The 13650-nt window shown below is 46.5% G+C and carries 16 protein-coding genes; 3 read left to right on the forward strand and 13 right to left on the reverse strand.

Going from position 1 to position 13650, the window contains the following annotated elements; all coding sequences use genetic code 11:
* Positions 1-6: 6 nt before the first annotated feature.
* The 8 genes from MKY22_RS16940 to MKY22_RS17420 form a co-directional block, all read right to left on the reverse strand.
* Complete coding sequence (locus MKY22_RS16940; protein WP_341090566.1) at positions 7-1971, reverse strand: pLS20_p028 family conjugation system transmembrane protein; 1965 nt, start codon at positions 1969-1971, stop codon at positions 7-9.
* Between the two features lie 20 nt (positions 1972-1991).
* The gene (locus MKY22_RS16945; protein ID WP_341090568.1) at positions 1992-2399 is read right to left on the reverse strand and encodes a hypothetical protein; all 408 of its coding nucleotides are present in this window, start codon (positions 2397-2399) and stop codon (positions 1992-1994) included.
* Positions 2400-2415: 16 nt separating this feature from the next.
* Positions 2416-2658: a hypothetical protein gene (locus MKY22_RS16950; RefSeq protein WP_341090571.1), complete on the reverse strand. Its 243-nt coding sequence runs from the start codon at positions 2656-2658 to the stop codon at positions 2416-2418.
* A gap of 16 nt (positions 2659-2674) precedes the next feature.
* Positions 2675-4909 carry a VirD4-like conjugal transfer protein, CD1115 family gene (locus MKY22_RS16955; protein WP_341090573.1) on the reverse strand — a complete coding sequence of 745 codons (2235 nt, stop codon included), beginning with the start codon at positions 4907-4909 and terminating at the stop codon, positions 2675-2677.
* A 143-nt stretch (positions 4910-5052) separates the two neighbouring features.
* On the reverse strand, positions 5053-6075 hold the full coding sequence (locus MKY22_RS16960) for a hypothetical protein (RefSeq protein WP_341090575.1): 1023 nt from the start codon (positions 6073-6075) through the stop codon (positions 5053-5055).
* Positions 6076-6219: 144 nt separating this feature from the next.
* Positions 6220-6444: a hypothetical protein gene (locus MKY22_RS16965; RefSeq protein WP_012390467.1), complete on the reverse strand. Its 225-nt coding sequence runs from the start codon at positions 6442-6444 to the stop codon at positions 6220-6222.
* A gap of 12 nt (positions 6445-6456) precedes the next feature.
* Entirely contained in the window at positions 6457-6639 is a 183-nt protein-coding gene (locus tag MKY22_RS16970) for a hypothetical protein (protein ID WP_131508568.1), read from the reverse strand.
* A 298-nt stretch (positions 6640-6937) separates the two neighbouring features.
* A complete protein-coding gene (locus MKY22_RS17420) occupies positions 6938-7426 on the reverse strand; it encodes a helix-turn-helix domain-containing protein (RefSeq protein ID WP_445298388.1) in 489 nt (162 codons plus the stop codon).
* A gap of 367 nt (positions 7427-7793) precedes the next feature.
* Here MKY22_RS17420 and MKY22_RS16985 point away from each other — a divergent pair, with 367 nt between their 5' ends.
* Positions 7794-7988 (forward strand): helix-turn-helix domain-containing protein, encoded by a 195-nt coding sequence (locus tag MKY22_RS16985; RefSeq protein ID WP_341090610.1) that lies wholly within the window; start codon positions 7794-7796, stop codon positions 7986-7988.
* A 98-nt stretch (positions 7989-8086) separates the two neighbouring features.
* Here the strand turns inward: MKY22_RS16985 and MKY22_RS16990 are convergent, their stop codons facing one another.
* From MKY22_RS16990 to MKY22_RS17005, 4 genes are all read right to left on the reverse strand, one after another.
* On the reverse strand, positions 8087-8212 hold the full coding sequence (locus MKY22_RS16990) for a hypothetical protein (protein WP_255418328.1): 126 nt from the start codon (positions 8210-8212) through the stop codon (positions 8087-8089).
* 65 nt (positions 8213-8277) lie between these two features.
* Positions 8278-9759: a hypothetical protein gene (locus tag MKY22_RS16995; protein ID WP_341090616.1), complete on the reverse strand. Its 1482-nt coding sequence runs from the start codon at positions 9757-9759 to the stop codon at positions 8278-8280.
* A gap of 243 nt (positions 9760-10002) precedes the next feature.
* On the reverse strand, positions 10003-10317 hold the full coding sequence (locus tag MKY22_RS17000) for a type II toxin-antitoxin system RelE/ParE family toxin (RefSeq protein ID WP_341090618.1): 315 nt from the start codon (positions 10315-10317) through the stop codon (positions 10003-10005).
* Between the two features lie 6 nt (positions 10318-10323).
* Entirely contained in the window at positions 10324-10662 is a 339-nt protein-coding gene (locus MKY22_RS17005) for an AbrB/MazE/SpoVT family DNA-binding domain-containing protein (RefSeq protein WP_341090620.1), read from the reverse strand.
* A 274-nt stretch (positions 10663-10936) separates the two neighbouring features.
* Here MKY22_RS17005 and MKY22_RS17010 point away from each other — a divergent pair, with 274 nt between their 5' ends.
* Positions 10937-11785, forward strand: a complete 849-nt coding sequence (locus tag MKY22_RS17010) for a ParA family protein (RefSeq protein ID WP_214791240.1) — start codon at positions 10937-10939, stop codon at positions 11783-11785.
* Positions 11786-11790: 5 nt separating this feature from the next.
* Complete coding sequence (locus tag MKY22_RS17015) at positions 11791-12156, forward strand: DUF5388 domain-containing protein (protein WP_341090626.1); 366 nt, start codon at positions 11791-11793, stop codon at positions 12154-12156.
* A gap of 73 nt (positions 12157-12229) precedes the next feature.
* Here the strand turns inward: MKY22_RS17015 and MKY22_RS17020 are convergent.
* Positions 12230-13557, reverse strand: a protein-coding gene (locus MKY22_RS17020; protein ID WP_341085916.1) for an IS3 family transposase whose coding sequence is annotated in 2 segments (ribosomal slippage) — positions 12230-13158 and positions 13158-13557 — 1329 coding nt in all. Because the reading frame shifts where the segments join, the coding sequence is not laid out codon by codon here.
* Positions 13558-13650: the final 93 nt, after the last annotated feature.

Genomic DNA, 13650 nt, shown 5'->3' on the forward strand with positions numbered 1-13650 from the left:
GGGTCATCACTCCTTCTTCTTGGTGTAGTCAGGTTTAGGCGGCGAGGTCGGATAGATCCGTCGCGACTCTTCCTGGTGCTGGCTATGACGGTGAGTCTGACTCTCACGCACCTGTTCGATGACCTCGGTCTCTATGTCGAGCGCGGTATCCTGATGGATGGTCCGGCGGGCGCGTCCTTGGCGTTTCTCCGTTGATACATCACTCGAATCCATCGTAGATGAAGAAGACGAGGATGAGCCGCTTGAAGGTGGTACCTCATGAGGTGTCGGTGTCGTCACGTCATTTCTGTCTACTGATTCATCGTGACGATGGCCTGGTCCGGATGCGTTATCGATAGAACGAGTGACCGGTTCGATAGGCGACGAACTAGGGCTTGGAGAATGACCAGAACTTGAATGATCGTGAATCGACTCCGGTCTTGGTGTCTCCGATGACGTTGTTTTATGGTCGAGTCCACGTTCGACATTCGAATTAGGATTCGTCGCATGGATCGATTCGGGAGACGGGCGGCCCGACGCTTCGTTCACGTGTGGAGACCCATGCACTTCAAGCTCAGATTCTTGACCGTTGTTTGGTTGCGCATCGTTCTTCGGATTTGTCGGTTTCTCTTGGTCAGTCTGATTACGACTTGCAGTTTGGTTCTCCTGAGCGACACCATCTGGATCGGTTTGTCTCTCGGTGTCCATCCGCTGTGAAGCTTGGTCCGCTGCACTAAGTGTTGAACCGTTATGCGGCATGGCATTTGAATCCACCCGTGTCGTCGCGGCCTCATGGAGTGAGGGCATCTTTGGTGCGCCCTGTGCGGCACGCGCGACCTTTGAGACCGCGTGGGCACCGACCGAGGTCACACCTTTCCCGGCGGCATAGGCGCCGAGGGCGACACCCCATCCCCGTTTGAGTCCGGCATCGATCCCGAACAGCCGCTCGACCATGTTTGGCCCGTCAATCAATGCGACCGAGAAGGCGATGAGGGCGATCAGATAGGCGAAACCGTCCAACGTCTCCGCCAGATAGGCGGTCCCGATCGTGTACAGTTTAATCGAAACGAAGATCAGGATAATCACGAGGAACGTGTTCAAAATGCTTTGGATGACCTTCTTCGTCTTTTGACCACTGTGAAGATCGGCCGGTGCGACGAGAATCGCCAGGACATAGTTGAAGGCAAGCTCGAACGACAGACGCGCCAGTTTGTAGGCGATCGAGAACAACGTGAAGCCCATGATCCCGAGTGTCACGAAGATGGTCAACCAGTTCGGCTGATAGCGGTAGTAATACTGGTTGTTCCACTCGACACCACTTTGGTCGAGTTTTGAGCTTCCCATCGTTTCACCATTCCAGGTTAGTTTGGACTGAGAGATTTGTTCGCCAGTACTTCCCAAGCGAAACTCATTACTATCGAATACCTCGTTGATATCAATATTTCGTAAATGACTTTGAGGCAGAGAGTTCAAAGCCGCACTTTCCAAACCAGAAAAATCGTTTCGGTCATATTCAATCAAATCATGAATGTTTTCTCGTAAAATCTGATTTGATATCGATTCACTGGAAGAGTTTTCGTCAGAGTTTTGAGCTGTGAAATCAATCGCGGTATCACTGAACTCACTTACTTGCGTCATCGTTGGAGATAATAGTCCGAGAATGAGCAACGTGATAAACAGATTGATTAAAAATCCTTCTCGATCAAATTTCTTTTGAAAAATGATGAGATAACCCGTGAATAGGAAGCTAGCAGCTAAAAGAACGTACAAAAAAGGTTGAATCGTAGAAACGAATTCAACCACTTGAGAGTTATTAAAAAATGTTTTCGTTAGTAGTATGCTGTCAGTCACTTTTTCAAGTCCATCAATCAATACTGCTAAGCCACGTATTAAAATCCAACCCATTGAGCGGAGGGCATCCAGTACCAGTGTACTGAGACTAAGGATATCAGTGAACTCTTGTAGCTTATTTACAACTTCGTTTTCACCCATAGAATCCCTCCATTCAGAGGCTATTTAATGAAGTTAGTGACTTGATCCTTTAATTCATCTTCTGTAAGGGCAGATACATTTAATTCACGGCTGATTTCACCATCAGTTATCTCGTACAATCTGCCACCTTTAAGTTCAGGATGTTCTTGGGTAGAACGTTCTTCAAGATCTTCCCCATTAGGCTGAAACGGATTGAATAAGAGAACGTCTTTCTTTTTTTCCGTGGCGACTTCTCGCACAGTATCAACGTAAGCCCCTTCATTACCTTGACTATCGCTGTCTACAAGAACGTAAGCACTTTCTTGGCCAGTTTTAATATCTGCAATTTCTTCAACAGAAGTCGTAGAAAGATAATTCGAACTCTCGGCACCGCACGATGCTAAAAGTAACGAACTCCCGAGTAGGGCACCAATCAAGATTTTCCTCATAACGTTTACCCCTCCGTCAGACGATTTTCCCCTTTAGTAGATCCGCGATTTTCAGGTTGACGCGGAAGTCGAACTTATCTATTAGTGTAACAGTTTTTAGGGTGTCTGAGGTGTCGTCTTGATAGACGGTCAGAAAGCCATCAGTCGTCTGGATATTGAGCACGTCGCCCCGTTCGAGGCGGACGCGCTGCGTCTCGATGATCCTCGCGACGACACGCAATTCGTTCTGGATTCGCTTCTCTCTCGCACTCACGGCCATGGGTTCGGCCTCCTCTCTACGGTGTACCTTGCTTCAGTTTCTCGAGTCGTTTCGCGATCATCGTGCTCAAAAAGCTCTTCTGGCTGTCGGTGACGTTGTAAATACCTAGGTTCAGGTTCGTCTCGAACTCAGGGAGGGAAAGGCCTCCGATGTCATGCCCTTCGAACATCGAGCGGAGGATGCTGTCCTGCAGCACGTCACGTACCGTCAAGGACTTGTCGTCCTGATTCGAAGGCGCGTTGGTATCCGTCTCGTCTTCTTTCTTCGCGAAACGGATACGGATTTGCTCGAAGTCGAGACCTGCGTGACGGCAGGGGATGTCGATATCATGCAGGGAACGGTCCGTGTCGAAATCGTCCGCCAGGTATTCGTAGCGGTACTTCATCGCAGTTTTGCCGCTCAGAAAGATCGGATACGACTTTATGCGTCGTTTCTTCGTGTCCTGACGCTTGATGACACGGATGATGAGCATCTCGCCCTCTTTGAGTCCCATGACCTCGGTCGCCGTCATGAGCCGACGGCCGTCCACGTTCTCCGTCTTCGATTTCTTGAGCGAGAACGTTTGACCGGACCGCGATTTCGTGACGATGGTCGCCTCACCGAGCTTCTTTGAGATCAGTTCGGCGGTCGACTCGTCCGCGGTCAACAGGTAGTGCGTGTTCCCGCAGTTTCCGTCGATTGTCTTCCAATCCTCTCCGTATAGGTTCTCGAGTTGGGAATAGGCTTGGATGACGAGATTGAAGCGCATGTTGCGCCCGAGACAGACGGTGATGATGTTGGCCATGCCTTCAATCGGCGGCATGTTGCCGAATTCATCGAGTAAGAAGACGACCTGACGCTCGCATTTGCCTTGTATAGTCTGCGAGGCGACCCGGGCGAGCGCCGTGTACACCTGTTTGATATAAAGGGATGCGATGACATTGAATGTCGGATCATAGTCCGGGACAATCAGGAACACCGCCACAGGTTGGAGTTGATGCATCACCTCACGGATTTGGATAGAACCGTCGATAGAGCAATCGAATTGTCCGGTTTCCTCGTCCTGCGCTTCCAACTGAATCGTTGAAGTACCTGACTCGGTCGAGATTTGAACGGTGTTTCCAGATTGAAGTGACGACGTATGATACACGATGAAGCTGCCATCGTCATCGGTCGTGAGCGAATGGCTTGTCCCATCGGGGAATTTGAACGTGAGTCGTGTCAAAGGTTCAGTCCGTCCACTAATCCAGCGGTTGAATCCGATGCGTCGCATGTCGAGCGAGTTCATCGACGTCAGCTTTCCGGTCCCGTTCAAGGTGAAGATGCCGAGCTTCGCGTTCGTATTGGCCAGGATACTTGCCCGTGTCTGGCCTCCGGAGAAGTGAAGCGTCGCGAATTGAAGCCGGGCCGGGTGGTTCTCCGGGAACCGCTGAAAGAATTCGTCGAGTGCCGAGATTTCCTGTCCTTGTCGCGTCACGACCGTCCGTGAGCCGAGGTCCGAGAGCATGAGGGCGACGTTGTACATGTTGATCTTCTCCGGCGTGTCCTTCGCCTCCTCACAGAGCCCGAGGATGAGCGCCGTACACAGGTCGATCGACGAGTTGGCCCAGAACGGGTCACGTGCCTTCGGGTCATGGTACAACATGAACGCGACCGAGCGCGCATACTGTTGGGCGAGCGAATAGTTCTCCTCGAGAAATGCGTCGATCGTCAGTTGCAACAGGTTGTACGACATTGATTGGAGCGGGTTCATCAGGTTCAACACCTCGACCTGATAGCCGCGTTGCTCGAGCGTCTCCTTCGAGGCGGCGAAGAGTTCGCCTTTCGGGTCGTTGATGATTAGGCTCGCTTGGTCACGCGCCCGGCTGTACAGGTCGATTGTCGAGAAGACGAACGTCTCGCCCTTCCCGGATCGGGTCGTCCCGATGACGAGGTTGTTGACGGGCGAATCATCGATGAACAGCTCGTTCTTGACCCGCCCGACGGGGACACCGCCTGATCCGTCATAGCGTTTCTTCCGGTCCGGGACGCGACGGTACTGTTGCTTCAATTCATCGAACGACGTGAAGCGGGCGCTCCCTTTCTGGTTATTTCGCAGATCCCGGAAGTTCAGCCATATCTTGCCGAACACGACCAGTCCGATGAACAGACTGAACGCCATCAGTCCGACCAAGACGGTTGAAGAGGGAAGACTCACCTCCACGAACAAGGAGGGTGAGAGCGTCGGAATCGCCGCTCCGGCCAAAAGCCCTTCTTTTAGAATTGGGGTCATGATTTGTCGAATAGTGTTGTAGACCCCGTTCAGCAGATAAAAAATCCCGACCGGCAACACCAACAGGCAGAACAGGGCGGGGAAGAGCAGACGTATAGGAAATCGTGGTGATCGAGATTCAGTTCTCAATTATTTCACCTACCTTAATTTAAATAAAGAATTGTTTCCAGATCAGTTTCTTCTGCAGCGATAGCGGCTTGAATCTTCTCACGAGCTGCGGTGTCCTTGCTAGAAGTTTTCTTTAGTTTCTCGTTCAGTCCGTCGATTGTGGCCGTAATGTCTTGGTATTTATCAATCTTTACTTGTACGTCAGGTTCGTTTGTCTTGGACGCCCATTCGTTTGCAGATTCGATGTCTCCGAGGGAAAGATAAGCGGTCACTTTCGCAGAGACGCGGGGAGCGGTCCATTCGACATTTTCCGTCTTGGCCACGGTGTCATGATTCCGTTCCAGTGCGGCGATATCGAACGCGCCCTCATCGGTCGGATGTGACGCTTGGAAGTCCCGGAGCCGTTCCAATTTCTCCTTATCGGATAGGTCGAGCCCGGCCAGCTTCGTCTCGATCAGAATCGGGTCATCCGTGAGCTCGAGCGCTTTCTGGTCTTCTCCTTCCGCGAGATAGAGGTCGACCAGTAGGGCGTTCTCTTCCTCGGACCGGTCTTTCCGCTCTAGCAGTTGGATAAGTGATGATTCTTCACCTTGGAGCGCTTGTTCGTAGGCATCCAGCCATGTCTGTTCGATACCGGTCACCTGTTCAGCATGTGCCTCCTTGTCGATGAGCCATTGCGTGGCAGTAAACAGTGAGGTAAATAAAATCCCGGCCGTGGCCGCCCCGTAGATGAGGCGGCGCTGTAGTCGGGTCAGGCGTGACTGATAGATCGATGACATGATCGGGTTCGATCTGACGGAATGGTGCTTATAGTCTTGCGGTGTCTCGGACTCGATCTCGTCGAGGATCCACATCTTCTTCGCGTTATCCTCTTTCTTCGTCCGGATCCGTTGTACCCGGTCTTTCACTTGATGATACAGGTTCGGATAGGTGCCTTCGGTCCCAAACGTAAACGTCCCCCGATAGAGCAACTCATCTTTTTGGTCGAAGAGCCGGAAGTCACCGGAACAGCTCGTCCCTTCCTCGCTACGTGCCTGATGTAGATCATGTGTTGCCACGACGGCCTCGGCGAAGGTGAGCCGCTCATAGTTCTGAATCCGTGTGTCCGGTACGTCGGTGAATCGTACAAACAGCATTTCGTCTCTCCTCTCGTTTCAAGCAACAAAAAAAGCCTTCCGATTGGAACGCTCCGTGTGTGTGCATTAGAATTTGATGTTCTGGTCGACCATCTCGGCGAGCGTGAACGCGCCCATGACGATGATCAGACCGACGGCGCCCCCGACGAGCCACCCGACGGCCTTCGAGCGGCCGCGATCCCCGCCGAAAATAAAATAGAAGCCCCCGATCGCGAAGGCGATGGCCGCGGCGATGACGGCGAGCCCCTGGAAGAACTGAAGCAAGCTGAGCCCTGTCTCATTGAGTCCCATGTCGTTCCCTCCTTAGTCCTGGTGCGCCGGCGACTTGAAGCTGAGCTTCGCCTCGAGCGCCTCTAAAATGAGTTCCTGGTTGTCCTGGATGACCTGTTGATGCTGTTCGTCGAGCCACTCCTCGTAGTCTTTCCCACGGATGCGTAAGAGTTTCTCGGCGAAGTTACGGTTCTGTTTCTGTTCTTTTGATGCCACAGTACACACTTCCTTCCCTTGATCTCGTGATGTGCAGCAGCACATCATTAAGGACAGTCGGATTCGGTGCGGTGGGTTTCTAGCCGTTCCCCCACGAACTCCGCTCCCCGCTGAGATGAGAAGCTGTACAGGGTTTTTCGATGACCCGGAACGATGCGGTGACCTTGTGGCGAGTTTTAGGCGACTCTCGCCGAACCATCTGTGCGTAGATCCCGCTCACCCGGTCACTGGTGAGGGACACGCCGGTATGTGATTGGATTGGACCATCCTTAAGGATGTTCTGCTGCGTCGATGTCGATTACTGTCGGACTTTTTTTCGCTTCTTGACGTGGATGAGCTCGTCATCCGGATTCTTGCGCTTGGCGAGCACGTGAGCGTCACAAACGACCGTGCGGATCCGGTAGTAGAGTTGCGTCAGCTGGACCGCCTCGCCGCTCGCCTTCTCGATGCCGATGAAACCGTGCAGTTCATAGGTCTTCCCGTCGAACGTGCGGACCGAGTCGGCCTGCGGCAACTCCTTCAGGTCGAACCGGCGTCGTTCGAGCTTGGTGACGGACCGCTTCGCCCCGTATCCAAAGTCGATGGCGTCCCACGGCACCGTCGCGAGCGTATGTCCGAACGCTCGAGCTAGGTGATCAATATCCGCAATCGACGGCACCGAACGGTTCTGTTCGTACTGACTGATGGCGGGTTGCGAAATCTCTCCAAATGTCTTCTCTGATAGTTCGACCTGTGACCAGCCCGAGAGCCGGCGGTTCTCCTTCAACCACTCCCCGAATCGATACATAAGCCTTCCCCTTTCTGTAAACCAGAGCGGCGACCAAACAGATGTTTCCTTTTGTTGGTTCCAATATAGCAGGATTAAGTCTAAAAATCATCAGTTTTCTGATATGTCAGAAATTTTACAATTGACGATTCTTGTCGAATGCGCTCTATATAAGGGAAAACGAGCAACAGAAACTCAATATTTTTAATTTTGTAGCACAATTGTAAAAAAATAACGCATTGTAGATAGAAAATAATGACAAGTATTTTGATTTCGAGAGATTGTGGTAGGGTAGAGGAATAGAAGAGTTAATAAAGAATAAGTGATGAAGAGAGTACTTTGATCGTGGGGTGAGCAAGTGGAATTGAACGAGGCAATCATCGAGCGGATGAAAGAGCTCGCAGCGGAACGCAACATGACCATCCATCAAGTCATTCAAAAAGGTGGATTGAATCAGGCGACAATTTCAGAGTTAATGAGCGGACGCACAAAACATCCTAAAGTAAGTACAATTCAAAAGTTTTGCGTTGGGTTGAATATTTCATTAAATGACTTTTTTAACGATAAAAAGTTTGATAGTTAATGTATTAAACACCAGTTTCTAAGCACATGAAAATCCTTTTATATAACCGAATGTTAATCGTAAAACATTCGGTTATACATCCTAATTAGGGGACATTTTTAATGTTTATCGTCCTGATGTTTTTTTAAAGTTTTTCCCGCTTTACTTTTTTGTTTCTTCGAAGACGTTTTACTACCTAATGTCTTCCCAGCCTTTCCTACCTTTCCTCCGGAATGTTTTGTCATTTACCCACCTCCTTTCTATATTTTGTTGTATAGACAATAAGACTAAGATGTTTTTTTAAGATGCCTTAGGACTTAATAATTCCTTCTTTGTGAAGTACATCTACAAAATTTGTTAACTCTTTGTTCAATTCATCAATGAACGATTTCAAATGTGTATTTAATCCTTCTTTGCGTATTTCTACAGGAATGAGGGTGAAATCAAACCATGCTTGAGGATTCACTTTATTCTTCCCTAATAGCTCAAACAAATCCCAATCCTCAAATATAATTCGTTCAAGCTCATATAAACTTATAAATTTGAAATTCGAGCACAGATGGTTGTATTGATCTATGTCCAAATCCAGTTCTTGTGCAACTTTTTTATATATTTCTTCTCTACGAATAAAACTATCTTCTAACATAATCACTATTCCAAATGTATCACTTAACTCAAAGGTTTTTTGTTCGTCAAAGGGATAATATTCTTTGCCAAACTTCATGGTAGCATTCCGGTATAACTGAATCATGTTTTCACTTAATCGTAAAATGGTTCTTTCAATGTCACCTTCGTTGAGATTACGTAATCCTCTTTGAGGCACTATTGATTTACATTCAATTAGCAGTGCTAAGTCCTGTTTCCTTAACATCAAATCGACGGTTCTCTTTTGATTTCTTTTAAAGTTATATGGATATTCTTCGATACACTCTTCAAAGAAACTACCTAGACTTACTATGTGTGTTAAATATGACTCGAGAACGTACTTACCAAACTTTGATCTCAGATCATTATTCCCTGCTGTAAGCCTTGTCAAAAGGGAGGTGGTAACTGCTTCTGTCAACGTATGGGGTAATGGGAAGTATCTTTTTTCTTGATGGAGAATAAATGGATAGGTATAAAGATAGTTATAACTAGTAACGTAATGTTCAGGTCTATTTATAAGTTTTCTTTGTAAATCTATAAATTCTTGTCTGTTGAGCTCTAAGAATTTAATTACTTGTGAGAATTCTCTATAAATTACATTATGAAAGTCGTCATGCAATATTGATTGCAATGAATTACCTTCGGGATAAAATAGATTGACTATATTACTTAATTGAAGAAAATCTTCATAGTTCTGATTGAATTTCCCGAAGAATTCAGTCTTCATGTCCACAAAATCATTTGAGAAATTAAAAAAATAGGAGTATCTATAATATTTCATATATTTATTCTCTTGAAGAATGAATTGAGTTAAACCTACAACAATTAGAAAGTCCCTTAAAAAATTTGAAGAAGACTGGCTATTGGTTTTTCCCCCATGTTGAGATCCTCTAACGCTTGTCATGATTTCTGAAAATCTCTTTTTACCATACGTGTTTAAAAAGTTCTGATTGTTGTACTCGTTAATAGTAAAAATTGAGAAAAGCGCATACGTATTTAACTCCCACGGTAACCACTTACCTCTCAAAAGGGTGGGGTCAATTAGACCGCTTGGAGACATAATTTTATTTGAGTGATGCTGAGCCTCCTCCATTTTTGCTTCAAAGGAAAATCTTTTCAAGATTAAAGGAATTCGTTCATATTCCAAAATAATCACCTCTTTGCAATTATACAATAGACTTTTGAAAACAGATTATGCTCTCTCAATATATCCTCTGCGGTGAGCAGCATTAAGTTAATGCGCGCTTTTGGACACAGTATGAAACGAAGCCTGTACAGCTTTATCACGCCAGCGACCGTAGAGATGATAGCTTGACCTGGTAGGCGGGGTAAAAAGTAAAAACGCTCAAGTTTAACGTTTACGTCGACTTAAGCGTTTTTGATTAACGATTTAATTAGATTTTAGATATCTCTTCAATTCATTATAAAAATTTTCTCTGGTCCCGGCTAAAATAACGACAATCCATTCCCCGTCTTTGCCCTCTTCAAGGATATAGGCAATCTCGTAAACGGTGCCCTTATATCTAAAATCATAGCTTCGAATTCCGGATAAATCACCCGTCTTAAATTCTCCGATTTCAGGGTTGCTTGAGATTTTTTCTAAAGTTAATTTGTACAAATCTTGAAGTTGTTTGTCGTTCTTTTTGAGACTTTTAAAGTATCTTTTTGCTGCGGGAGAATATTTAATAAACAAGTTATCACTCAATTCAAATCAGTCCTCGTCGTCATCTCCGAATAAATCATCTATTGAAGTCGGTTCGGATTCTAATGCTTCCTTAACCATTTGTGAAATAGCCGGACGAATCATATTTTTACGGCGTTGAAACTCTTTCAAGATGTCGTTCCCGGTAAAGCCATCTTCAAGAACATCTGCTAATATTTCGTCTGAAAAATCATCCGTATGTGTTCTTACTGGTTTGATTTGAATAACCCCGTCATTCAGTTCCATAATAATCTCTTTTTCAATACCGATCGCATCAAAAAATTCTTTTGGAATGGCGATTTGTCTTTTGCTGGAGACGGCAACCTTTTTCGTTTTCGTTGCTAACATGGTTTATCTCTCCTTTTTTCACTTTACCATTTTCATTATCGTGTGATTTATTATCGCTCGGTTTTTTAATTTGTTTGTTTTTTTTTTGTTGGCTGATTGCTTTATGTTTCATTTACACAGTAAGAATTCTTACTCTTTACTTACAATAACTATATACCACTATCTGAATTAATTCAATCTTTAACATGAAACAAATCTAATCATTCGTATACATGTATACAAATGACAAAAAGTTTGATACGTTGAAGTTACAAATAAAAAAGGAGGCACTAAAATGACCAATCAGCTTGATCTCTCACAGCAGGAAGCGATTGTTGTGACGTTCGGAAACTTTAAAGGCGGCACGGGAAAGACGACGAATAGCACGATGCTCGCTTACGCATTGGCCAAGAAAGGCTATCGTGTATTGCTCTGTGACCAAGATCCGCAGGCGAATGCGACTACCTTGTTCTTGAAAACGAAGGCTGCACGAGAAGATGATTACATAACCTTCGAGAAAACATTGATGGCCGCAATGCAAGAAGGCGATTTAAGTAGCATTGTCACAGAAGTTACGGACAATCTGTTTCTACTTCCCTCGTTCAGTGATTTCGCACAGTACCCGAAGTTTCTTGAGAAGAAGTTTGAGAAAGAAGTGGACCGCGTGACGTATCTGTCTACTTTGCTTGAACCTCTGAAGAGCGAGTTTGATTTCATTTTTGTGGACGTTCCTCCCACTATCTCCATCTATACTGACTCTGCCCTCTATGCCTCTGATTTCGTTGTCGTTGTACTTCAGACACAGGAACGAAGCTTGCAGGGAGCCGAGGTGTTCACACAGTACCTGCAGACATTGCTGGATGACTATGATGCTGATTTTGATATTCTTGGAATCCTACCGGTTCTTCTCAAAAATGGTGCAGCCGTAGATATGGCAACGCTTGAAAATGCCAAGAATGTATTTGGATCGCATAACCTTTTTGAAGGTGTGATCAAGAACATGGAGCGTTTGAAGCGATATGACATCACTGGGATTGTCGAGGAAGATATGCATGATAAACGTGTCATGGAGACATACGCGAAAGTCGCAGAGGAGTTCTTACACCGTCTCGAAGCAGAAATGAATTACGTGGAACAGGGGTGAATAATATGTCAGATTTGATTCAAAAACCAACGAAAAAGCGGTTGCTGGACCGTAAGGGTGCAGCGGCGCCGCAACAAACATATAAAGCTGAAGTATCTGAAGACAAAACAGTGGAATCTAAATCTACTGCTCAGAAAGAAACCTCAAACAAACGATCAGCTAAGAACTCCGTCAATATGGGTTCCAGCACTGTTCGTGTATCAAACCTTACAAAAAATAAATTGTCAGCGTTAGTGACAATGGGCAAAGCTGATTCGGCAGATGCGATTATTTCTACGATGATTGACGAGTATCTTGAGCTATTCTCTTCCAATGAGAGAAAAGAATATGAGCTGATTCGAGACGTTTTGATGATGAAGCACAGTAAATAAAAAAGGCAGTCCATAATGAACGAGCATGCTCCAGTTAATCTGTACCCCATGTAAAGGACATTAATAAAAAAACTTATGCTGCTTCAAGGAGATGATTCCTGTACTGTACGGGAGTCATCTTTTTCATGTTCCATTGATAACGATGATGGTTGTAATAGTTAATGGCTTTTCGGATTTCACGCTGTAGTGAATCGAACGTGGTACAGGCCTTTAACTCGACGATATCCTTGAAATGCCCAAAGAATGATTCCTGGACAGCGTTATCCCAACAGTTGCCCCGTCGGGACATGGATTGACCTAGCTTCATACGCTTCACCTCTTTCTGGTAGGTCGGGCTCGTGTAGTGCCCTCCTTGATCTGAATGGATGAATGCGTCCTTGTCCAAGCGAATCCTCCGGTTCTTCCGTAAACGCTTCAACGTGTCCAATACAATGTCGAGATTGATGTTCTCAGAGAGTTGATGCGCCAATACCTCATTGGTCGAACCATCCACGATGGTCGAAAGATAGGCCCGCTTACCGTTCCCGTAAAATATGTAGGTGATATCGGTGAGAAGCACCTTATAGGGCGTGCCCTGTTTGAACTCGCGTTTGAGGTGGTTCGGCACCACCCGGTGCTCGGCGGTCGCCTTAATGAGCCGTTTGTATGGTTTCGCCTTACGGATTGGACACACGATGTTGTATTTCCGCATGATACGTCGGATGCACTTCAGGTTCATCGTCACACCGAAATGACCAGACAGCACCATCTTGATCTGCCTAGCACCCTTCTTGCGCTTCTTGAAGTGGAACGCCTTCAGAACGAAGTCACGAAGAGCCATGTCTCTCGATTCGCGCTCCTGTCTGATCTGTCTCCTCCGTTCCGAGAAATAGGCGTGGTATCCCTGACGTGACACCCCGGCCACCTGACAGAGATGGCTGACCATCCCCTTCATTTTGTGCTTGATGATGACACCTTGAATCAGCTCATATTTTTGCGATGTGCTTAGTCCAGCTTTCCTCTCCCTTCCGCCAGGCGGATCTCCTTTAATAGTTCGACCTCTGCTTTCAACAGCTTGTTTTCGGCCTCGAGCTTCGCGTACCGTTCTTCTGTAGACAGTTCTCTATCTCTCCACCTTCCTGAATTACTTGATCGTGTATCGCGTAGCCCCATTACCCCATCTTTTCGGTAAGCCCGTGTCCAGCGATTTTTACAAGAACTCATACGCCGTTCACCGAGTACCTCCACATCGAATCCACATCCCCGGAAGATTTCCACAGGGAACTTCCCTTCCAACGTCTGTGCTATAAAGAGTTCCTTGAACTCATCTGTATACGTGATCCCTTTCGGGCTCACAGATTTAACGTAAGGATTTGCGGCTAGCGCATCTATTTCTTTTGACGTAAACATCTTCTTCGACACTCGAATTCACTCCCAATATGATTTAGTCCAGTGTACACAAAAACCCTGAGCAGTAGACTTTTTTTTAGTGTCTACTACTCAGGGTACAGTTTA

This window comes from Exiguobacterium sp. FSL W8-0210 (assembly GCF_038006045.1).
Lineage (GTDB): Bacteria > Bacillota > Bacilli > Exiguobacteriales > Exiguobacteriaceae > Exiguobacterium_A.